This window comes from Arthrobacter sp. 05N33_2, from assembly GCF_056397425.1.
This window is the reverse complement of sequence record NZ_JBFTNJ010000035.1, coordinates 1-21,324: the sequence shown is the minus strand read 5'-3', so window position 1 is coordinate 21,324 and position 21,324 is coordinate 1. Positions and strand designations below refer to the sequence as shown.

At 67.1% G+C, this 21,324-nt stretch carries 22 protein-coding genes, 1 other RNA gene, 1 pseudogene and 1 riboswitch; of the genes and pseudogenes, 19 read left to right on the top strand and 5 right to left on the bottom strand.

Translation table 11 applies throughout. The features are described 5' to 3' along the window. Positions 1–115 precede the first annotated feature (115 nt). The 5 genes and pseudogenes from AC1DHX_RS13895 (at position 116) to AC1DHX_RS13875 (ending at position 6,437) form a co-directional block, all read left to right on the top strand. Positions 116–3,919: pseudogene (locus AC1DHX_RS13895) on the top strand (multifunctional oxoglutarate decarboxylase/oxoglutarate dehydrogenase thiamine pyrophosphate-binding subunit/dihydrolipoyllysine-residue succinyltransferase subunit). A 112-nt stretch (positions 3,920–4,031) separates the two neighbouring features. Continuing rightward, a complete protein-coding gene (locus tag AC1DHX_RS13890) occupies positions 4,032–4,631 on the top strand; it encodes a GDSL-type esterase/lipase family protein (protein ID WP_079553040.1) in 600 nt (199 codons plus the stop codon). Between the two features lie 151 nt (positions 4,632–4,782). Continuing rightward, positions 4,783–5,610: a DUF4097 family beta strand repeat-containing protein gene (locus tag AC1DHX_RS13885; protein WP_476900134.1), complete on the top strand. Its 828-nt coding sequence runs from the start codon at positions 4,783–4,785 to the stop codon at positions 5,608–5,610. Further along, complete coding sequence (locus AC1DHX_RS13880) at positions 5,610–6,248, top strand: PadR family transcriptional regulator (protein WP_476858856.1); 639 nt, start codon at positions 5,610–5,612, stop codon at positions 6,246–6,248. Before AC1DHX_RS13885 ends, AC1DHX_RS13880 begins: the two co-directional genes overlap by 1 nt. A 114-nt stretch (positions 6,249–6,362) precedes the next feature. Beyond that, the gene (locus AC1DHX_RS13875; protein ID WP_104061284.1) at positions 6,363–6,437 is read left to right on the top strand and encodes a 50S ribosomal protein bL37; all 75 of its coding nucleotides are present in this window, start codon (positions 6,363–6,365) and stop codon (positions 6,435–6,437) included. 97 nt (positions 6,438–6,534) lie between these two features. Here AC1DHX_RS13875 and rsrA read toward each other — a convergent pair whose 3' ends face one another. Continuing rightward, positions 6,535–6,795, bottom strand: a complete 261-nt coding sequence (rsrA, locus tag AC1DHX_RS13870; RefSeq protein ID WP_018775287.1) for a mycothiol system anti-sigma-R factor — start codon at positions 6,793–6,795, stop codon at positions 6,535–6,537. Next, on the bottom strand, positions 6,792–7,544 hold the full coding sequence (locus AC1DHX_RS13865; RefSeq protein WP_156945176.1) for a sigma-70 family RNA polymerase sigma factor: 753 nt from the start codon (positions 7,542–7,544) through the stop codon (positions 6,792–6,794). The genes rsrA and AC1DHX_RS13865 overlap by 4 nt, the downstream gene beginning before the upstream one ends. Before the next feature lie 248 nt (positions 7,545–7,792). Between AC1DHX_RS13865 and AC1DHX_RS13860 the strand changes: the two genes are divergently transcribed. The 14 genes from AC1DHX_RS13860 (at position 7,793) to AC1DHX_RS13795 (ending at position 19,109) form a co-directional block, all read left to right on the top strand. Then, entirely contained in the window at positions 7,793–8,341 is a 549-nt protein-coding gene (locus AC1DHX_RS13860) for a DoxX family protein (RefSeq protein ID WP_028277492.1), read from the top strand. Between the two features lie 7 nt (positions 8,342–8,348). Then, on the top strand, positions 8,349–9,752 hold the full coding sequence (gene aroA / locus AC1DHX_RS13855) for a 3-phosphoshikimate 1-carboxyvinyltransferase (RefSeq protein WP_476858857.1): 1,404 nt from the start codon (positions 8,349–8,351) through the stop codon (positions 9,750–9,752). Then, positions 9,736–10,851 (top strand): ribosome small subunit-dependent GTPase A, encoded by a 1,116-nt coding sequence (gene rsgA, locus AC1DHX_RS13850; protein ID WP_476900133.1) that lies wholly within the window; start codon positions 9,736–9,738, stop codon positions 10,849–10,851. The genes aroA and rsgA overlap by 17 nt, the downstream gene beginning before the upstream one ends. 76 nt (positions 10,852–10,927) lie before the next feature. Further along, entirely contained in the window at positions 10,928–11,758 is an 831-nt protein-coding gene (gene hisN / locus AC1DHX_RS13845) for a histidinol-phosphatase (RefSeq protein ID WP_476900132.1), read from the top strand. A gap of 77 nt (positions 11,759–11,835) precedes the next feature. Beyond that, a riboswitch (SAM riboswitch) is annotated at positions 11,836–11,949 on the top strand. A 34-nt stretch (positions 11,950–11,983) separates the two neighbouring features. Continuing rightward, positions 11,984–13,423: an aminotransferase class V-fold PLP-dependent enzyme gene (locus AC1DHX_RS13840; RefSeq protein WP_476858858.1), complete on the top strand. Its 1,440-nt coding sequence runs from the start codon at positions 11,984–11,986 to the stop codon at positions 13,421–13,423. A 137-nt stretch (positions 13,424–13,560) separates the two neighbouring features. Continuing rightward, positions 13,561–14,316, top strand: coding sequence for a class I SAM-dependent methyltransferase (locus AC1DHX_RS13835; RefSeq protein ID WP_476859001.1), 756 nt, complete (start codon positions 13,561–13,563; stop codon positions 14,314–14,316). Between the two features lie 167 nt (positions 14,317–14,483). Further along, positions 14,484–15,770: an Nramp family divalent metal transporter gene (locus tag AC1DHX_RS13830; RefSeq protein ID WP_476858859.1), complete on the top strand. Its 1,287-nt coding sequence runs from the start codon at positions 14,484–14,486 to the stop codon at positions 15,768–15,770. A gap of 16 nt (positions 15,771–15,786) precedes the next feature. Further along, on the top strand, positions 15,787–16,500 hold the full coding sequence (locus AC1DHX_RS13825; protein ID WP_079553023.1) for a metal-dependent transcriptional regulator: 714 nt from the start codon (positions 15,787–15,789) through the stop codon (positions 16,498–16,500). After that, positions 16,501–16,950, top strand: a complete 450-nt coding sequence (locus AC1DHX_RS13820) for a fluoride efflux transporter FluC (protein WP_476858860.1) — start codon at positions 16,501–16,503, stop codon at positions 16,948–16,950. Next, positions 16,950–17,318 carry a fluoride efflux transporter FluC gene (locus tag AC1DHX_RS13815; protein WP_476856730.1) on the top strand — a complete coding sequence of 123 codons (369 nt, stop codon included), beginning with the start codon at positions 16,950–16,952 and terminating at the stop codon, positions 17,316–17,318. Before AC1DHX_RS13820 ends, AC1DHX_RS13815 begins: the two co-directional genes overlap by 1 nt. An 87-nt stretch (positions 17,319–17,405) precedes the next feature. Beyond that, entirely contained in the window at positions 17,406–17,777 is a 372-nt protein-coding gene (locus AC1DHX_RS13810) for a hypothetical protein (protein ID WP_223916096.1), read from the top strand. 47 nt (positions 17,778–17,824) lie between these two features. Further along, on the top strand, positions 17,825–17,959 hold the full coding sequence (locus AC1DHX_RS13805) for a hypothetical protein (RefSeq protein ID WP_018775274.1): 135 nt from the start codon (positions 17,825–17,827) through the stop codon (positions 17,957–17,959). A gap of 301 nt (positions 17,960–18,260) precedes the next feature. Then, positions 18,261–18,725, top strand: a complete 465-nt coding sequence (locus AC1DHX_RS13800) for a DUF6325 family protein (protein ID WP_476858861.1) — start codon at positions 18,261–18,263, stop codon at positions 18,723–18,725. A 39-nt stretch (positions 18,726–18,764) separates the two neighbouring features. Further along, a complete protein-coding gene (locus AC1DHX_RS13795; RefSeq protein ID WP_230007703.1) occupies positions 18,765–19,109 on the top strand; it encodes an SHOCT domain-containing protein in 345 nt (114 codons plus the stop codon). A 142-nt stretch (positions 19,110–19,251) separates the two neighbouring features. On the opposite strand, the gene ssrA is transcribed toward AC1DHX_RS13795, so the two are convergent. The 3 genes from ssrA to AC1DHX_RS13780 form a co-directional block, all read right to left on the bottom strand. After that, positions 19,252–19,620: a transfer-messenger RNA gene (ssrA, locus tag AC1DHX_RS13790) on the bottom strand. Between the two features lie 111 nt (positions 19,621–19,731). Continuing rightward, positions 19,732–20,202 (bottom strand): SsrA-binding protein SmpB, encoded by a 471-nt coding sequence (gene smpB, locus AC1DHX_RS13785; RefSeq protein WP_026266743.1) that lies wholly within the window; start codon positions 20,200–20,202, stop codon positions 19,732–19,734. A gap of 102 nt (positions 20,203–20,304) precedes the next feature. Continuing rightward, a partial coding sequence (locus AC1DHX_RS13780; protein ID WP_476900131.1) for a M23 family metallopeptidase occupies positions 20,305–21,324 on the bottom strand: 1,020 nt, incomplete at its 5' end.

Genomic DNA, 21,324 nt, shown 5'->3' with positions numbered 1-21,324 from the left:
CCTCACTAGACTGGCATGGGTCTGGGTTCACTGGACGCAGAGACTGGCTCAATCGTTGTGCCGAGGCACCGTGGAAGCCAGAGGGAATCAAACTCACGGAAGAGGCGTATTTCAAGTGCCAGAGCAGCCTAGCCACCGTCTACCAGAGGAATTTGGCGGAAACGAGTGGCTCGTTGACGAACTGTATGAGCGTTACCAGCAGGACAAGAACACGGTCGACTCCAAGTGGTGGCCCCTGTTCGAATCCTTTGAAGCTAGTGACGCCTCTCCCGCCAACGGAACGTCCGGCACCGCGACAGCTGTGCATCCTGCCACCCGTGAACTTCCCGTTGTAGCGCCCGCCGCCGCTCCGGCAGCACCTGCGCCTGCCGCCCCCGCAGCTCCCGCCGCCACGGCCGCTCCCGCACCGGCTGCGCCCGCCGCCAAGAAAGCCCCGGCCACCGTCGCCCGGGACGGCTCCAAGACTTCCGACGCCGGCCCCGGCACCGCGCCGATCCCGGCGCAGCTGCCCAAGAACCTCAAGGCCCCGACGGCTCCCGAAGAAGACGTCGTCTCGGTCCTGCGCGGTCCGGCCAAGGCGATCGCCTCTAACATGGTCACCAGCCTGGAAGTGCCGACCGCCACGAGCGTCCGCGCCATCCCGGCGAAGCTCCTGATCGACAACCGTGTGGTCATCAACTCCAACCTGGCCCGCGCCCGCGGCGGCAAGGTCTCCTTCACGCACCTGATCGGCTACGCCGTCATCCGCGCCCTGTCCCAGTTCCCGTCGATGAACGTCTACTACGACGAGATCGACGGCAAGCCGGTGGCTGTCCAGCCGGCGCACGTGAACTTCGGCATCGCGATCGACATGCCCAAGCCCGACGGCACCCGCCTGCTCATGGTCCCGAACATCAAGAAGGCGGAGACCCTCAACTTCTCCGAGTTCTGGCACACCTACGAGGACCTGATCAAGCGTGCCCGCAACGGCAAGCTGACCGCGGACGACCACTCCGGCACCACCGTGTCCCTGACCAACCCCGGCGGCATCGGCACCGTCCACTCGGTCCCGCGTCTGTCCAAGGGCCAGGCCGCCATCATCGGCGTCGGCGCACTGGACTAACCGGCCGAGTTCCAGGGTGCCAGCGAGAAGATCATCGCGCAGAACGCGATCAGCAAGGTCCTCACGCTGACCTCCACCTATGACCACCGCGTCATCCAGGGTGCCGGCAGCGGCGAGTTCCTCAAGCTCGTGCACCAGCTGCTGCTGGGCGCGCAGAACTTCTACGACGAGATCTTCGAGTCCCTGCGTATCCCCTACGAGCCCGTGCGCTGGAGCCCCGACCTGCAGGTGGACCCGGCCGACGAGATCAACAAGGTCGCCCGGATCCAGCAGCTGATCCACGCCTACCGCGTGCGCGGCCACCTCATGGCGGACACCGATCCGCTCGAGTACGTCCAGCGCAAGCACCCGGACCTCGATGTCCTGACCTACGGCCTGACCCTGTGGGACCTGGACCGCGAGTGGCCCACCGGCGGCTTCGGCGGCAGGCCGATGCTCAAGTTCCGCGACATCCTCGGCGTCCTCCGTGATGCCTACTGCCGCACCGCCGGCATCGAATACATGCACATCCAGGACCCGGCCGAGCGCAAGTGGTTCCAGGACCAGCTGGAGCACCCGTACTCGAAGCCGAGCCGCGACGAGCAGCTGCGCATCGTCTCCAAGCTCAACGCCGCCGAGGCCTTCGAGACCTTCCTGCAGACGAAGTTCGTCGGCCAGAAGCGCTTCTCGCTCGAGGGCGGCGAGTCCCTGATCCCGCTGCTGGACGCGATCATCTCCGACGCCGCCGACGACGAACTCGACGAAGTGGCGATCGGCATGGCCCACCGCGGCCGGCTCAACGTGCTGACCAACATCGCGGGCAAGACTTACGCGCAGGTCTTCCGCGAATTCGAAGGCACCCAGGACCCGCGCTCCGTGCAGGGCTCCGGTGACGTCAAGTACCACCTGGGCACCGAGGGCACCTTCACCTCGGACAACGGCAAGGAGACCAAGGTCTACCTCGCCGCGAACCCGTCCCACCTCGAGGCCGTCGATTCCGTCCTCGAAGGGATCGTCCGTGCCAAGCAGGACCGCCTGGACCAGGGCGAGGCGTTCCCCGTGCTGCCGATCATGGTGCACGGCGACGCCGCCTTCGCGGGCCAGGGTGTGGTCGCGGAAACGCTGAACCTCTCCCAGCTGCGCGGGTACCGCACCGGCGGCACCATCCACATCGTGGTCAACAACCAGGTCGGCTTCACCACCGCACCGTCGTCCTCGCGTTCCTCCACGTACTCCACGGACGTCGCCAAGATGATCCAGGCACCGGTGTTCCACGTGAACGGCGACGACCCGGAGGCCGTGGTCCGCATCGGGCAGCTTGCCTACGAGTTCCGTCAGCGTTTCCACAAGGACGTTGTCATCGACATGGTCTGCTACCGCCGTCGCGGCCACAACGAGGGCGATGACCCCTCGATGACCCAGCCGCTGATGTACAACCTGATCGAGGCCAAGCGCTCGGTCCGCAAGCTGTACACCGAATCACTGATCGGCCGCGGTGACATCACCGAGGAAGAAGCCGAGCAGCTGCTGCGGGACTACCAGGAACGCCTGGAACGCGTCTTCGCGGAAACCCACGCGGCCCAGACGTCCCCGATCCCGATCATCACGGCCGATTCGGCCGCGGTGTCGGACCTGGAACGCCCGATGGCCCAGCAGTCCGATTCCGGCGTCAGCGCGCCGGTATCCACCGCGATCTCCGCGGAGACCCTGGCCCGCATCGGCAAGGCCCACACCGATATCCCGGACGGCTTCACCGTCCACGCCAAGCTCAAGCAGCTGCTGGAGAAGCGTGAGGCGATGTCCCGTGAAGGCGGCATCGACTGGGGCTTCGGTGAACTGGCCGCGTTCGGTTCGCTCATCATGGAAGGCGTCCCCGTCCGGCTCGCCGGCCAGGACTCGCGCCGCGGCACCTTCGTGCAGCGCCACGCCGTCTTCCACGACCGCGCCAACGGCGACGAGTGGCTTCCGCTGTCCCACCTCTCGGATGACCAGGCGAAGCTGTGGATCTACGATTCACTGCTCTCCGAATACGCCGCCATGGGCTTCGAATACGGGTACTCGGTGGAACGCCCGGATGCGTTGGTGCTCTGGGAAGCGCAGTTCGGTGACTTCGTCAACGGCGCGCAGACCATCATCGATGAGTTCATCTCCTCGGCCGAGCAGAAATGGGGCCAGCGGTTCTCGCTGGTCCTCATGCTGCCGCACGGCTACGAGGGCCAGGGTCCGGACCACTCCTCCGCCCGCATCGAGCGCTTCCTGCAGATGTGCGCCGAAGAGAACATGATCGTCGCCAACCCCACGACGTCGGCCTCGCACTTCCACCTGCTGCGCCGCCAGGCGTACAGCAGGCCGCGCAAGCCGCTCATCATCTTCACGCCCAAGCAGCTGCTCCGCCTCAAGGCCGCAGCGTCCTCCGTGGAGGACTTCACCACCGGCTCGTTCCGCCCGGTCATTCCGGAACACGCGCAGCTGCAGGCCGACGCCGTCGAACGCGTGCTGCTGGTCTCCGGGCGCCTGTACTACGATCTGCTGTCCACCCGGCAGAAGACCGAGAACAAGACCACGGCGATTGTCCGCGTCGAGCAGCTGTACCCGCTGCCGGCCGACGAGATCGCCGCGGAGCTGGCCAAATACCCGAACGCCGAAGTGGTCTGGGCGCAGGACGAACCGGCCAACCAGGGTCCGTGGCCGTTCATCGGCCTGAACCTGCCGGACGCCCTGGACCGCCGGGTCCGCCTCATCTCCCGCCCCGCCTCGGCCTCCACCGCGGCAGGGTCGATGAAGCGCCACGCGGCAGAACAGGACGCCCTGCTCAAGCAGGCATTCGCTCGTAAATAGCGGCATTGCTGCCCGGCCGGAGACTGAAACAACAACACTCCGGCCGGGCGGTTCTGTTTAATGGACTATTAGTGGTCAGCTTGATGGACAGCGTTGAAGTGAAGAGGTAGTCGTGGAAGATCGGAAGCTGCGGATCGCAGCCGTTGGGGACGAGCTGTTGGCCGGGCTTGGTGATCCGCGCGCCTTGGGCTGGCTGGGCCGGGTCCTGGCCCGCACGCCGCAGGACAGCGTCGCCCTGGAGTGCTACTCCCTGCCATGCCCTGAAGAGGGCACCGAAGGCATTGCGGCCCGCTGGCTCGAGGAGGCGGGCCGACGATTCGGCAACCACCACGAAAACCGCCTGGTGATCGGCCTGTCAGGACGCGACATTGAGTTCGGCCTGTCCACGGCCCGCAGCCGCCTGAACCTGGCCAACATCCTGGACTCCGCCTCCCAGAACAAGATCGAGGTCTTCGTCGTGGGCCCGCCGCCCACGCTCGACCCCGCACAGAACCGCAGGCTCGGCGAGCTCAACACCGCCTTCGCCGACGTCACGACGCGCCGGAAGCACCTCTATGTCGACACGTTCTCGCCGCTGCTGAACCACGAGCAGTGGCGCCAGGACCTCGCGGCCAACGGCGGCACGCCCGGCCAGGCCGGCTATGGCCTCATGGCCTGGCTCGTGCTGCACCGCGGCTGGTTCCAGTGGCTGGGCCTGGACACCCCGGAATAGGCGGGCAAGCAGGCAACCGGCCGCGCCGGGATGACACCCTCCAGGGATTTCGCGATATATCTTGACCTGCCGGTAAGCGCGATATATCGTGACTTCATAGTCGCGATATATCGTTAGTTGCCCCAGCCCTTTCGCCTTTTCCGGAGGAACCATGTCAGAGAACACGTGGACCGTGACCGGCCCGCRGACCATCGACGTCGACGGCGTCCACTCCCTCAAACTCGGGATTGTCCGCGGCCGCTTCGACATCGTCACCCATGACGAGGACGTTGCCAGGATCGAGGTCTCGGAAATCGAAGGCGATCCGCTGTCGGTTTCGATCGTCAACGGCCGCCTGGAGGTCCGCCACCAGCTGCACGGCCCGCAGGGCTGGTTCAAGAACCTGATGAGCACCGTCAACAACGGCAGCAGCAACTCGGTGGTCATCAGCATCGCCCTGCCGGCCGGCGTCGAGGTCGAGGCCGGGACGGTGAGCGGCGACGGCATGGTTTCCGGGCTCAGCGGCCACACCCGGCTCAACACCGTCTCGGGGTCCGTACTGGCCGACGGCACCGCCGGGAACCTGTCCGTCAACACGGTCAGCGGCGAGGTGATTGCCCGCAACCACCACGGCGTCCTGACCGCCAAGAGCGTCTCCGGCGAAGTGACGGCCTCGGGCGAATTCAGCAACATCCGGGCGAACACCGTCAGCGGCGACCTGAACTTCGACCTGCACGGCTTCACCCATGACTTTGGCGCCAATTCGGTCTCCGGCGACGTCACCATCCGGCTGCCGCACGACGTCGGGGTGGACATCGTTGCCAAGTCCGCCAGCGGCGCGGTGGTCATCGATGACACGAGGTACGTCCAGCCCGGCGGCACGGTGCAGACCATCGCGGGACCAGACGCCAAGCTGATGCTGGTCCGGACCAACTCGGTCTCGGGAAAGACGTCGCTCTTCCACGGCCAGCCCAGCCCGGACACCGAAACGGCCCTCTGATGCCTCCCGTCTTCGCCCACGGGGCGCTGCGGCTGTACCTGCTCGCCCTGCTCGAATCGGGCCCCAAGCACGGCTACGAGCTGATCAAGGCGCTCAGCGAGCGTTTCGGCGGAACGTACTCCCCCAGTGCCGGAACCATTTACCCGCGCCTGGGCAAGCTTGAAGAGGAAGGGCTCGTCGCCACCCGCACGGAAGGCCGCCGCACCAACTACAGCATCACTCCGGCCGGCCTCACGGAACTGAACCGCCGGCGGGACGAACTCGCCGGCGTCGAGAACGACATCTCGGCGTCGGTCCGCCGGCTCGCCGACAACCTGCGCCAGGACATCCGCGTCAACATGCGCGGCCTCCGGGCCGACCTTGCGGCCACGGCCGAGGCGGCCCGGACCTCGGCCCGCGCCGCCGGTTCTGCCGGCGGGACGGGCACTGCCGGCGCCGCGGGAAGCCCGTGGTACTCCCCGGAGGGCGAACGGCGGCTGAAGGAGGCGGAAATACTGGTGCAGGCGTTCCGCGACGACATGCGGGTGGAACTGCGGCGTCATGCCGGGAGCCGTCCGGTTACCGCCGTCACGCTCGAAACGGTCAGGACCGTGCTGGACCAGGCCCGGATCTCGATCCGAAATTCGTTGGAGGGCTGAGGCCGGGCCGGACCGGCCGCGGCTTGTAGCACGGGCCTCCGGTTCGCGGCGGGTGCCGCGATGTGGGAGACTTGAGGGCAGCTCTTTTGAGTACCAAGATTAAGGAGGCCAGCTATGAGCAAACGTGCACGTAAACGTCGTGACCGTAAGCGTGGCGGCGCGAACCACGGTAAGCGCCCCAACGCCTAAGCAAAGCTTGGAATGACAGCTTTAAACGAATGACCCCGGAATCCTCACGGATTCCGGGGTCATTCGCTTATGTCGGCTCAGGCTTCCACAGTCCGGCTCAGGCTTCCACAGTCCGGATCGAGTGAATCCGGTCCAGGATGGAGTTCTTGAGGTTTTCCGGAGCTGCTTCGGTACACGAACGCTTGACCATCACGCGGATGACACATTCGAGGTCATACTGCTCCAGGCACTCCGGGCAACTGTCCAGGTGGTCCTTGATCTCTGCGATGTCTGCACGCGTGAGCGCACCATCCAGATATTCATAGATACGTTGCATCCGGGCGTCATCGCAATCGCCCAGTCCCTGGCAGTCGCTCATTTCCTGTTCTCCTGTTTGTTGCTGTCGGCCGCGGCGCTTGACTCGGTGGCGGCCCTGAATCCTCGTTCGGCGGCATAGTCCGCCAGCATGTCCCGCAGCATCTTCCGGCCGCGGTGCAGCCGCGACATGACGGTCCCGATGGGGGTGTTCATGATGTCCGAAATTTCCTTGTACGCGAAACCCTCGACGTCGGCGAAGTACACGGCCAGCCGGAATTCCTCCGGAATCGACTGGAGGGCGCGCTTCACATCCGAGTCGGGCAGGTGGTCCAGGGCCTCAGCCTCCGCCGAACGCAGTCCCGAGGACGTATGCGACTCGGCGCGGGCCAGCTGCCAGTCCTCAATGGTGTCCGAATTCGACTGCAGCGGCTCGCGCTGACGCTTCCGGTACAGGTTGATGTACGTGTTGGTGAGGATGCGGTACAGCCAGGCCTTCAGATTGGTTCCGGGCTTGTACTGGTGGAACGCGGAAAACGCCTTCGTATACGCCTCCTGGACCAGGTCCTCGGCGTCGGAGGGGTTCCGGGCCATCCTCATGGCCGCCGAATACAGCTGGTCCACGTACTGCATGGCGTCACGCTCAAAGCGCACCCGGCGCTCTTCCGCGGACTCGGTGGAGACATCAAGGGGCTTCCCGTCCACCTCGGTCTCCAAAGCGGCGGGTGTGCCTGCATCAGGTGTCTTGGTGGGCGTGGCGTCGTTTCCGGCAACCTCGTGCATGGCCGCAACGGCCGGGTCCATGGTGCTCATTGCGTTCAAGTCTACTGTCACCTTCCGCCGGGCACCCGGAACCGCCGGAAGCGCGAGGGTCCATGGTTGACCGGAACCGGCTTCCGGTTCCGCCCTGTCTTTGACCAGAGTCAAATCTCCGCCTTCGTTAGCCTGCTGGGATCTGCCTTTCACAACCACGTCCTGCGGGCAAATATTCCGCAAAAGTGCAAGACTAGAACCGGTTCTCCCGCAGTGAAGCCGCTGTTCGTCCATCCAGGAGGAAATTCATGTCGTTTGTCCGCTTTCTCGCCCGGCCCATGCTCGCCTCCAGTTTCGTCCTCGCCGGCATGGACAAGCTCAAGAACGCGGATGACACTGCGGCCCAGCTGTCCCCCCTGTTGCGCCGTGCGGCCGACGCCTTGCCGTTCCAGCCAAATGAAAAAGTCGTGGCACGCGTGATCGGCGGCACCCAGATCGGTGCCGGCGTCTGCTTCGCCCTCGGCAAGTCCGCCCGGCTGGCGGCCACCCTGCTCGCCGTCATTTCGCTCCTGAACGGCTACGTCGAATGGCGCAGCGCGGACATCTCCTCGAAGGAAGCCCGCGACGCCCGCCGCAAACAGCTCCTGAAAAACGTCTCCCTCACCGGCGGCGTGCTCCTCGCCGCGGTCGATACCGCCGGCAAGCCCAGCCTGGCCTGGCGCGCCGGGCACCTGGCCGCCGATGCCAAGAAGAGCGCCGGACACCTCGCCGCAGATGCCCGCAAGACCACCAACAAGCAGCTGAAGAAGGCCGACAAAGTCGTCCGCAAGGCCGTAGACCACTCTGCCGGGGCTTAAGACGGTAATGACTGGCACCACCCCCTCTGCAGCTGCCCCGTCCCACCCTGCCGGCGCCCATGCAGCCGACGCCGGTCCGCACTGGGCCGCCCCCTTCGCCGCCCGGCCGGTCGATGCCACTGTCACGGTTCCCGGATCCAAGTCCCTGACCAACCGGTACCTCGTGCTCGCCGCCCTCGCGGACGGACCTTCCCGGCTGCGGGCTCCCCTGCACTCCCGGGATTCCGCGCTGATGATTGAGGCCCTGCGGCAGTTGGGGGCCACCGTCACGGAAGTGCCCGGCGACGGCGCCTTCGGCCCCGACCTGGAAATCGTCCCGATCAGCATGGACACCGCGGCGGCTGACACGGAGATCGACTGCGGCCTGGCCGGCACGGTCATGCGCTTTGTCCCGCCGGTGGCCGCGCTGCGCCGCGGTGAGTCCCGTTTCGACGGCGACCCGCACGCCCGCAAACGCCCCATGGGCACCATTATCGAGGCCCTCGCCGGCCTGGGTGTGGCAGTCACCGCACCTGACGGCGGTCCGGCGTCGTCGTTGCCGTTCACGGTGCACGGCTCGGGCGAGGTGCGCGGCGGCCACCTGGTCATCGATGCCAGCGCTTCGTCCCAGTTCGTCTCCGCCCTGCTGCTGGCCGGGGCGCGCTTCACCGAGGGACTCCACCTGGAGCACGTCGGCAAGCCCGTGCCGAGCCTGGACCACATCAACATGACCGTGGCCGTGCTGCGCGGCGCGGGCGTGGCGGTCGACGACTCGGTGCCGAACCACTGGGTTGTCTCCCCCGGCCCGATCCGCGCCTTCGACGTCCGGATCGAGCAGGACCTCTCGAACGCCGGACCCTTCCTCGCGGCGGCCCTGGCCACCGGCGGCACCGTGCGGATCCCGAACTGGCCTGCAGAAACCACCCAGGTGGGTGATCTATGGCGCGGAATCCTGACCGCTATGGGCGCCACGGTGACGGTTGACGGCGGCACCCTGACCGTCAGCGGGGGCCCGGAGATCAAGGGCGGCGACTTCGACGAAACCAGCGAACTCGCCCCCACCGTTGCCGCGCTGTGCGCCCTCGCCACCGGCCCCTCACGGCTGGGCGGCATCGCCCACCTCCGCGGCCATGAAACGGACCGGCTCGCCGCCCTCGTCGCCGAAATCAACCGCCTCGGCGGCGACGCCGAAGAAACCCCCGACGGCCTCATCATCCGCCCGGCCGCGCTGCACGGCGGTGTGGTGCACAGCTACGCGGACCACCGCATGGCAACCGCCGGCGCCATCCTCGGCCTTGCCGTAGCCGGCGTGGAAGTCGAGGACATCGCAACCACGGCCAAGACCATGCCCGATTTCCCGCAACTCTGGGAAGCGATGCTGGCCCAGGGACCCGCCGCAGATGAGGACACCGCCGGTGGCACGCAGCACTGATTCCTGGGACGAGTCCGACGTCCGGATCCGGCCGAACAAGAAGGGCACACGGCCCCGCACCAAGGACCGGCCCAGCTACGATGACGCCGTCACCGGACGCATCATCACCGTTGACCGCGGCCGCTACACCGCCGTCGTCGGCGAGGGGACCGCGGACGAACGCAAGATCATCGCTGCCCGGGCCCGGGAACTGCGCCGCAACCCGGTGGTTGCCGGCGACTTCGTCTCCCTGGTCGGGGATGTCACCGGCGAGCCCGACACCCTGGCGCGGCTGGTCAGGATCCAGGACCGCAAGACGCTGCTGCGCCGCAGCGCCGACGACACGGACCCGATCGAACGTGCCGTCGYGGCCAACGCCGACCAGCTGGTGGTGGTGGTCGCCGCCGCCAACCCCGAGCCGCGGACCGGTTTCATCGACCGCGCGCTGGTGGCCGCATACGACGCCGGCATTGAGCCGCTGCTGCTCGTCACCAAGGCAGACGTCAAGGATCCCGCCGAGCTGCTGTCCAACTACCAGCACCTCGACTTCCCCGTCATCATCTCCAAGACCGCCGACTCCGCCGCTTCCGGCATCGACGCCCGCTCCGACGACGGGCTCTCCGCCCGGCTCGACAAGGACGCGGTATCCCAGCTGCGCGACTACCTCGACGGCAAGGTCACCGTGATGCTGGGCCATTCCGGCGTCGGCAAGTCCACCATGGTCAACGCCCTGACCGGGGCCGAGCGGGCCACGGGAGGCGTGAACGCGGTAACCGGCCGCGGCCGCCACACGTCCTCCTCGGCACTGGCGCTCAAAGTCAACGATGCCCCGGCCGGCAGCTGGATCATCGACACCCCCGGCATCCGGTCCTTCGGCCTGGCCCACGTGGACCCGGACCGGATCCTGCGTTCCTTCCCGGACCTGGAACCCGGCACCGATGATTGCGAACGCGGCTGCAAGCATGACTCCACCGCCGTCAACTGCGGCGTAGACAAGTGGGTTGCGGCCGGGCACGCGGGGCCCTCGGGACCGGCCAGGCTCGCGTCCCTGCGCCGGCTGCTGGGCACGGACCCGCGGATGGAAGCGCAGGAAACCAAGGAACTGGGCACCGTCTCCTAGCCGGACCGGCAACGGGGCGGCGGCGCCGTGCCGCGGCCTCCCGCCCGGCGGCCCGGTTTGACGGTAGTTTGGAACCATGAGTCAACCCGCTTCGAGCTACAACGATGACCTGCGCCTTGCCCATGTACTGGCAGATTCGGTCGATTCCCAGACCATGAGCCGCTTCAAGGCGCTCGACCTTCGGATCGAGACGAAGCCCGACCTCACACCCGTCACCGATGCCGACAAGTCCGCGGAAGAGGCCATCCGCGGCCAGCTCTCCCGGTCACGTCCGCGTGACGCGGTCCTGGGCGAAGAGTTCGGCAGCTCGGGCCACGGTTCCCGCCGGTGGATTATCGACCCGATCGACGGCACGAAGAACTTTGTCCGTGGCGTCCCGGTCTGGGCCACGCTGATCGCCCTCGTCGAYGARGGCGAGCCGGTGGTCGGCGTCGTCAGCGCGCCGGCACTGGGCAAGCGCTGGTGGGCCGCCAAGGGTGCGGGCGCCTACACGGGCCGCTCGCTCGCCGCCGCCACACGGTTGAAGGTATCCAACGTCTCCAATCTAGAGGACGCCTCGCTGTCCTACTCCAGCCTTGGCGGCTGGAAGGAACGCGGGAACCTGGACGAGTTCCTGGGCCTGACCGAGGAAGTGTGGCGGACCCGCGCCTACGGTGACTTCTGGTCGTACTGCCTCGTGGCCGAGGGCGCCGTGGACATCGCCTGCGAACCCGAGCTGAACCTCTATGACATGGCCGCCCTGGTGCCCATCGTGACCGAGGCCRGCGGCCGCTTCACCTCGCTCGAAGGCGAGGACGGCCCCTTCGGCGGCAACGCCCTGGCCACCAATTCGATCCTGCACTCGGAAGTGCTCAAGCGGCTCAACCCCGGACTCGACGACCTCTTTCAGGCCCACCCGAACAACTGATCCGCGCCCGTAATAATCCGCTTCACAATCGGCGGCCGCCTTTTCCCCGGCTGCGCCGATGTCCTACGCTCGATGCAGGTCACGAGTGCCAGCGCTAAACCCCGGTTTGCTGGCCGGCAACCCTCCAGTCGCGGTGGGGTGCCCCGGGTGACGACCTGGCCGGTCCGGAACGGACCCGGCAAGCGCGGATTCCCACGGTGTGGGGTCCTGTTCGAGTGAGGTCCCATGACAACTGCCATTTTCCCCGTTGCCCCTGAATTCCATGCACGGCTTGCCCTCGCGGCCCGCCCGCTGGCAGCCGTCACCGGGGCCGAAATCCAGGCCCCGCTGATCACCGGCGGCCACGCGCGCTACGCCAACCTCGACTACGGCGCCTCCGCCCCGGCCCTGTCCGTGGTCTCGGCCTACCTGAACGAAATCCTGCCGTACTACGCAAGCGTGCACCGCGGGGCCGGCTACGCATCGCAGATCAGCACCTCCGTCTACGAGAACGCCCGGGACATCGTGCGGGACTTCGTGGGCGGCCGGCCCGGCGATTCCGTGATCTTCACGCGCAACACCACCGATTCCCTGAACCTGCTGGCCGGCTGCCTGCCGCTGCGCGACGGGCGGCCCGCGGGCGAGGTCCTCTACCTCGACATCGAACACCACGCCAACCTCCTGCCCTGGCAGAATGTCCCGCACCGCAGCGTCGTGGCCGCCGCCACCCTCGCGGCCACCGTGGACCGCCTGCGCGACGAACTCGCCCGCGGCGGCGTCAGCCTGTTGGCCGTCACCGGCGCCTCCAACGTCACCGGAGAGATCCTCCCGATCCGGACCCTGGCCGCACTGGCGCACGAATACGGCGCCAGGATCGTTGTCGACGCCGCGCAGCTCGCCCCGCACCGGCGGATCAATATCGCCGCGGACGACGTCGATTACCTCGCCTTCTCGGGGCACAAGCTGTACGCCCCGTTCGGCGCCGGCGTGCTGGTGGGGCGGACGGACTGGCTCGACGCCGGCACCCCGCACCTGGCCGGCGGCGGCGCGGTCCGCGATGCCCGGCTCGACTCCGTCAGCTGGACCACGGGACCTGCCCGGCACGAGGGCGGCTCGCCGAACGTCCTCGGTGCGGCGGCCCTCGCCCGCGCCACCCAGGTCATTGCGGCCCTGGACCCGGAGCAGTGGCAGGCCCACGAGGACGCCATCCGGTCCTTCCTCGTCGAGGGCCTCCAGGGCATCGAGGGAGTAACCGTGCACCGGATCTTTGCCGATTCGGCTTCCGATTCTTCCTCCGCTTCTTCCACTGGAGGCGATCAGCCGGACACCGGCACGATCGGCGTCGTGAACTTTTCCGTGGAAGGCTACGACGCCGGACTGGTGGCCGCCTACCTGTCAGCCGAACACGGCATTGGCCTGCGCGACGGCCGCTTCTGTGCCCACCCGCTGCTCAAGCGGCTCGGCCTGCCCGCCGGCTCCCTGCGGGCCAGCTTCGGCCTCGGCTCACGGCTTGAGGACGCCGAACGCCTGCTGGCCGGCCTGCAGCAGCTGCGGCAGAACGGACTCGGCTGGGATTACGTGGTGGACGCCGGCCGCTGGGTGCCGGCCAACGATACCCGCAGCTATCCCCACTGGGCGCCGAACACCCCGGGCACCGCCGGCGCTGCGCCCTGCACCCTCGACTAGGCAGGATCAGGGCCCGGCGCGGGTGCGGTAAATTCGAAAGGTATCTGAAACCAGCAGGACCTTCCCGAAGGAGATCGCACGTGGCAAGCGCCGGCCCCAGGCTCCACAGCGGAGTCAAGCCGCACAGCGGACCGAAACTGCACAGCGGACCGAAGCTGCACAGCGTGCGGCGCCAGGAACTTGGACAAAGCTTCCAGGACGGCGGGGAGCACTACGAGCGCGTCCGCCCCGGCTATCCGCAGGAGTCAGCCGACTGGCTGGTCCCGTCGGGAGCCAGGGACGCCGCGGACATTGGCGCGGGCACCGGGAAATTCACCTCCCTTTTGGCAGAACGCGGACTGGGCACGGTGGCCGTGGACCCCTCTGCCGACATGCTCGGGCAGTTGCGCCGGACCCTGCCGGTCGTTACCGCCATCGAGGGCAGCGCCGAGGACACCGGTCTCGAGCCGGAGTCCTTTGACCTGGTCACGGTCGCCCAGGCGTGGCACTGGTGCGACCCCGGCCTGGCAAGCACCGAGATTGCCCGGATCCTGCGGCCGCACGGCGTGCTGGGCCTGATCTGGAACCAGCTGGACACCAGCGTGCCCTGGGTGCACCGGCTCTCCCGGATCATGCACGCCGGGGACGTCCACAAACCACACTTCCGTCCGGCCGTGGGCCCCGAGTTCACCGGGCTGGAGAGCCACCTGACGCGCTGGGAGGATTCCGTCACGACGGAGGACATCCAGGAGCTGGCCAAGTCCCGCAGCTACTATCTCGCGGCATCGGACTCCACCCGGGCCAAGGTCACCGCCAACCTCGCCTGGTACCTGCACGAGCACCTGGGACACATGCCGGGCGAGGTGCTCCGGCTGCCCTACCTGACCCAGACGTGGCGGGCCTTCCGGGCCTGATGCACGCTCACCCCGGATTCCCCCGGATTGCACGCAGCGCCCGCCGGGCTTATTGTTTCGGTATGCCTAATAAATTCTTATAGGCACACGAAACTTTGACACCGGCTGTTTTCCGGCCGGCGCCGATCATCGCGTCAACGCCGACGCGCCAATCACAGGAGCTGGCAGTGCTGGAGCTAACGGGACACGGGCAACCGGCGCAGGACGCCCCCACTTACAAACACCCGGGGGCCCGGAGGGCGCTGATCGGCCTGTTGGGACCGGCCTTCGTGGCGTCGATCGCCTACGTGGACCCCGGAAACGTGGCCGCCAACCTGACCGCCGGAGCGCAGTACGGCTATCTGCTGGTGTGGGTCCTCGTGGCCGCCAACGTCATGGCCGTCCTCGTCCAGTACCAGTCCGCCAAGCTCGGGATCGTCACGGGCAAGAGCCTTCCCGAAATCCTTGGTGAACGGCTCACGCCGTTCTGGCGCCGCGCCTTCTGGGTGCAGGCCGAAGTTGTCGCCGCCGCCACCGATCTCGCGGAGGTGGTGGGCGGCGCAATCGCCCTGTACCTGCTTTTCGGCCTGCCCCTCCCCCTTGGCGCCGTGATTGTCGGCGCCGTGTCAATGCTCCTGCTCGCGGTCCAGGCCCGGCAGAAACAGCGGCCGTTCGAATTCATCATCATGTTCCTGCTCGGCATCATCACAGTCGGCTTCCTGGCCGGGCTGTTCATCAGCCCGCCCGATCCGGGGGCCGCCCTGGCCGGGCTCATGCCCGGTTTCCAGGGCCCGGACACCGTCCTGTTGGCCGCCAGCATGCTCGGGGCCACCGTCATGCCGCACGCCATCTACGTCCACTCGGCCCTGTCCCGGGACCGGCACCGGCCGGACGAACACCTGCATGTTCCCCCGGCGGCCATCGCGCGTCTGGTCCGGGCCACCCGGTTCGACGTCGTGGCCGCCCTCGCGATCGCCGGACTGGTCAACATCGGCATGCTGCTCCTGGCCGCCTCCACCCTCGGCGGCGAAGAAGGCACGGACACGATCGAGGGCGCGCACGCCGCCATCACCGCCAATCTCGGCCCGATCGTCGGCGTGATCTTCGCGGTCGGGCTRCTCGCCTCCGGCCTGGCATCGACCTCGGTGGGCTGCTATGCCGGCGGCACCATCATGCAGGGCCTGCTCAAGATCCGGATCCCCGTCATGGCCCGGCGCGTCGTGACCCTCATCCCCGCCGTCGTGCTGCTGGCGGTGGGCTTCGACCCCACCTGGGCGCTAGTCCTGAGCCAGGTGGTCCTCAGCTTCGGGATTCCCTTTGTCCTGGTCCCGCTGGTGGTGCTGACCAGCAACAAAGCCCTGATGGGCCGGTTCGCCGACGGCCCGGCCCTCCGAGTCGCCGCCATCATCAGCGTGGTGCTCGTAGTGGCTCTCAACCTGGTGCTGCTGTGGCTCACTTTCTCCGGAAGCAGCTGACGGTAGGCTTAGGTCTGTGAAGACCAGTACGCCCTCCTCCTCGATCGAGGACTACGTCAAGGTCATCTATTCGTTCACCGAGTGGCAGCGCAAGCCCATCACCTCCACGCAGCTGGCGCAGCGCCTGGGCGTCGCCAACTCCTCGGTTTCGGAAATGGTCCGCAAGCTCAAGGACCAGGGCCTCGTGGACCACAAGCCCTACAGCGCCGTCACGCTCACCAGCGATGGAGTCCGGCTCGCCCTGTCCATGGTCCGGCGGCACCGGCTGATCGAGACTTTCCTCGTCCGCGAGCTGGGGTACCGCTGGGACGAGGTCCATGACGAAGCCGAACTCCTGGAACACGCCGTCTCGGACACCTTTATTGAACGCATGGCGGCCAAGCTGGGGAACCCCACCCGGGACCCGCACGGCGATCCCATTCCGGCAGCCGACGGCTCGGTGCTGATGCCCGCCGCCCACCGCCTGAGCGAACTCGACGACGGCCACACCGGCCGGATCACCCGGATCAGCGACGAGAACCCGGAGCTCCTGCGCTATCTCGCCGCAGAGGACATCGACCTCGACGCCGAAGTGGAGGTGGTGGGCCGGCGTCCCTTCGGTGGCCCCATGGTAGTGCGGATCGGTTCCGCCGCGGCACCGCGCGAATTCGATTTCGCCGACGAGGTCGCCTCGGCCCTCTGGGTCCACAGCGATGCCGGGCACGCCGGCTGCAGCGTCACGGAGAGCTGAGTGAAGGGTGCGCTGGACGAGCGCCGGGCCGTGCCGCGCCCCGGCGTGCCGGGGTGGAAGGCCTGGTCCGCCGTCGCCGTCGGCGGGCTGATCGGAACCGAGCTGCGTTTCGGCGCCGGCCTGATTTTTCCCGAAAGCGCCGGCGCGGTGCCGTGGACCACGTTGGCGATCAATGTCTCCGGGAGTTTCGTTCTGGCCACCCTGACCACCCTCTGGATCGCGCGGCCGCAGACGGCTTTCTGGCTGCGGGCCGGCATCGGCCCCGGCCTCCTGGGGTCCTTCACCACCTTTTCGGCGCTGGTGATTGCCATTGACCAGCAGATCCGCGGCGGCTTCCATGCCACGTGGCTGGCCTACCTCGGGCTCTCGCTGGTCCTGGGCCTCGGGGCGGCGGCGGCCGGCTGGAAAACCGGCAAGGCGATTGCAGACCTCCGCGGCGGTGCCCAATGATGACCGCGCTCCTGGTCGGGGCGTGCGGGGTGGCGGGAGCACTCCTGCGGTTCGCCGTCGACTCCTGGTTTGCGCACCATCAGGGCTCCCGACCGCACTGGCCCTGGGCGACGTTCACGGTCAACGTCGCCGGATCCTTCATCATCGGTTGGTCCGTCGGCCTGACCGGCCACCTGGAGCTGGGCACCGACTGGCACGCCGCGATCGCAACCGGTCTCGCCGGCGGCCTGACCACCTTCAGCTCATGGACCACCGCGACGGTCCGCCTGGTCAGCGAAGAGCGGTACCGGGCGGCGGCGCTCAACATCGGCGCGAACCTTCTCGTGGGGCTCGCGGCCGCCGCGCTTGGGCTTGCCCTCGCGGGCTGAAAACCTTAGCCCGCCGCCGGTGTGTCGAGGGTAACACCGGGGCGCCCTGGTGGCTTCGGGCCGCCGTCGTTCCCGTATCGTTGAAGGATGGTTACCCGACGTGAAGCAGCCCAGACCCTCGACATTCCCYTGGAAATGGCGCACCGTCACGGCATCCCGCCCCGGCTGTCCGAGGCCGAGCTGGGSGAGCTGCTGGACAACCCGCCGGCGTGGCTGGTCCAGTCCAAGGCAAACCGCACCGGCAAGCGGCCCGTCTGGGTCCAGCTCACCTGTGCCGTCTGCGGATTCTCCGAAGCGGCCCGGCCCAAAAAATGGTGGCCGGAATTCACGTACGTCTGCTGCGCGCACCACGAGGCACGCGAGATCCCGGTGCTCGGGCCCGGGCTCGTGCGCAGTGTGTACGACGGCGTCGGCAGCCGTTTCGCAGGGATCGTGGACGCCGCCGTTCCCGAGGCGTAGCTTAAAAGACGGGGCTACCCCTGGCCCCTGCCGTGAGGGAGAGCACCATGCCTGACAAGACGCCGCACCAGAGCGTGTCGAAGAAGTCGGTTAAAACCATCAAGGAAAAACGGGCAGAGAAAAAGGCGAAACACATCGTTGATGCCCACACCGACCCAGTGGCACACATCAAGAAGCGCTGAAAAATCGAGAGGCCGGAAGCCGTTGCTTCCGGCCTCTTGTCGTGGTGCCCTGACACGTCCCGTCGGGCTGGGGGCTCACCCGAAATGGATGATGTGACAATCTCCCGTTGGCGGTTGAGTGGTCTCGGGATCCGACCGAGAGGTCCTATTCCGGGGCCATGTCCGCGGGGCAGTTCCAACCGTTGAGCGGCGCGGGGCCCATCGGAATCATTCGACGCGGGTGGTGACGGCCCGGCGGGGACCGCCCACACTAAGACCAGTGCGCCAGACAGCGTGCTCGACACAGACCGGAGGAATACCAGTGACAACCACACCGGAGACTGAGGCCCACGGGCCGGTCGACTTCGTACTCCTGGAGTTCCCCGTATCGGGACTGACGGGACGGGCGAGTGAGGAACTCGTTAAGCTCGTCGAGCAGGGCGTGATCCGCCTCTTCGATCTCCTCGTCATCATGAAGAATGACGACGGATCTGTCGAGGTGCTCGAACTCACCGACCCAGGCGGTCCCGCGGCGGGGTTCTCCTACTTCGAGGGGGCCCGGACCGGGCTTTTGGGCGACGATGACATCGCCGAAGCCTCGGCCGCGCTGCTCCCCGGGACGGTGGCCGCGCTGATCGTCTACGAGAACACCTGGGCGGCACCGTTCGTGGCGGCCGTTCGGGACAGCGGGGGCGAACTCATCGCGAGCACGCGGATCCCTGCTCCGGACGTGATGGAAGCACTTGATGCACTTGACGCCGCCGCACCTCCGGTTGCCGACGCCTGAGACCTGACGCAGAACAAGAGATGTGAGAGGAAGAGAATTATGGGACTTCTTAGGGGTGTGGCACGGACGGCAGTCGTTGCCGGAACGGCTAGTGCAGTCAGCGGCCGGGTCCAGCGCCGCCAGGCCAACAAGTTTGCCGAGAAGGACGCCGCGACCGCGGCCAAGCAGCAGGAGGCCTACGATTCGCAGATGGCCCAGCAGGAACCACCGCCGCAGGCCTACCAGCAGCCGGTCTACCAGCAGCCACCACCCCCTCCCCCGGCTGCCGGCGGCATCTCAAACGAAGCCCTCGAACAGCTCAAGCAGCTCGGGGCGCTGAAGGATCAAGGGATTCTCACGGAACAAGAGTTTGGCGTCCAGAAGGCGAAGATCCTCGGCATGTAGTGCCAAACAACTGGAAGGAGGAGGGAAGTGTCGGAAGACGCTTCCCTCCTCTTTGGCCTTAAGCACAAAACTCCCCGCCGACAGAAGCCGGCGGGGAGTTTCGTGAACCCAATACGGGGTGGAGCGCCGTTGCCGGGCCCCTATGTGGAGATGGGGGGAATTGAACCCCCGTCCGATGTCGTGTTGTCAGGGCTTCTCCGGGCGCAGTTTGCGTTGGATTTTCTCGGCCCCAGCCATGCTGCAAACAGCTGGCTGATCCGGGCCCAGTCATCTAAGAGTCCCGTTTACCCCGATGACGGAGGTAAACAGCAGTGGCTATCTAAATGACGCCAGGATCCGGGGCAATAGCAACCTCGGGCTGACGGACTGTCTTACTGCTTAGGCAGCGAGAGCGAAGTCAGTGCGTTTTGATTCGGCACTTATTGGTTTGCAGACAGCGTTTACGAGATAATTCTGCATCCTCGGCCCGCTTCACCTGTCGCGACTAACATCGTCGAAACCGATCATCCCCGTATTTTTTTATCAAACCCGGACCGGATACTTTCGGATCCTTCCCGGACTACCAATCATAACGCACCGCCTCCGGGAAACATTCCCGGGGACCGTGACAGCCTGCGGCGCGCTAGCGGCGGTTGCGTTCGCGCATGACGCGCTGGGCCTCGCGCTTGTCCTGCTGCTCGCGAAGCGTCTGGCGCTTGTCGTATTCCTTCTTGCCGCGGGCGACGCCGATTTCGACCTTCGCGCGGCCGTCCACGAAGTACAGCTGCAGCGGCACGATCGTGAAGCCCGACTCGCGGATTTTGTGCGAGATCTTCGTGAGCTCTTCGCGGTGCAGCAGCAGCTTGCGGCGGCGGCGTGCGGCGTGGTTCGTCCAGCTCCCCTGGTGATACTCGGGGATGTGGATGCCCTCCATCCACAGCTCGTCGTTGTAGAACGTGCAGAAGCCGTCCACCATCGAGGCATGGCCCTCGCGCAGGGACTTCACTTCCGTGCCCATCAGCGCGATGCCGGCCTCATAGGTGTCAAGGACGTGATAGTCGTGCCGGGCCTTGCGGTTGGTGGCCACTACCTTACGGCCACTTTCTTTGGGCACGGTAGGACTCCTCGGTTTGTTGGTGGTTCACTCCGGCCAGGTGGTGCGGAGTCTTTCCAGTTTACGGCAGTGCGCCCGCCTCAGCGGATGGCCCGGGCCGGACTACAGCAGGTTCATCGGGTCCACGGCCCGGCCRTTGAGCCAGGTCTCGAAGTGCGCGTGRCAGCCGGTGGAGTTKCCGGTGGTGCCTGAATAGGCGATCAGCTGTCCCTGGTTGACGTGCTGGCCGACCGAGACCGCCACGGAAGTGTTGTGGTAGTAAATCGTGGTCAGCGAGTTGCCCTGGACCACCCCGTGGGAGATCTTCACGTTGTTGCCGCCGCCGTCGTTGGCCCAGCCGGCCGAGAAGACGGTGCCGGCAGCCGCGGCGTAGACGGGCGTGCCGCAGGCGGCACCGAAATCGATGCCGGTGTGCATGTAGCCGCCCTGGCCGTAGAAGTCGATGGTGCCCGGCGGCGTCGCCCGCCAGCCGAACCCGGAGGTGATCGGAATATTGCCGGGGAACGGGTGCTGCAGCCCGAAGGCCGACGGCGAGCCCTGGGCCGGCGGGACATACGGCTGGACCGCCTGTCCCTGCGCCCGGGCGGCGGCCGCCGCGGCCTCGGCAATGCGCCGCTGCTCGGCCAGCCAGGCCTCACGCAGCTTCCGGTCGCGTTCGGCGATCTCGGCGGCGACGGCGTCCTGTTGGGCCTTGACCTGGGCGAGCTGGTTCTGGATGCCGGGCTTGGCGGCCTGGAGTTGGGCGTCGAGCCGGGTGGTGTCGGCGATCAGCTTGTCCACGGCGGCCTTCTTGGCTGCGGCCTCGTCCCGGGCGGCCTTTTCCCGGGCCAGTGCGGCGTCGGCTTTGGCCTTGAGGTCGGTGATTTCAGCCTCGACGGCGGCCAGCCGGGCCTGCGCGTTGACGTTGGTGGCGCTCTGTTGGGTGAGTTTGTCCATCGCGGAGTTCTGGCTGCGCAGGGCCTGGTCCGCGAGGTCGATGGTGTCCGTCAGGCTGCTGCCCTGGTTCGAGCCGAAGAACAGGGACAGGTTGGACGGGACGCCGCCGGACCGATGGTGTCCGTCAGGCTGCTGCCCTGGTTCGAGCCGAAGAACAGGGACAGGTTGGACGGGACGCCGCCGGAC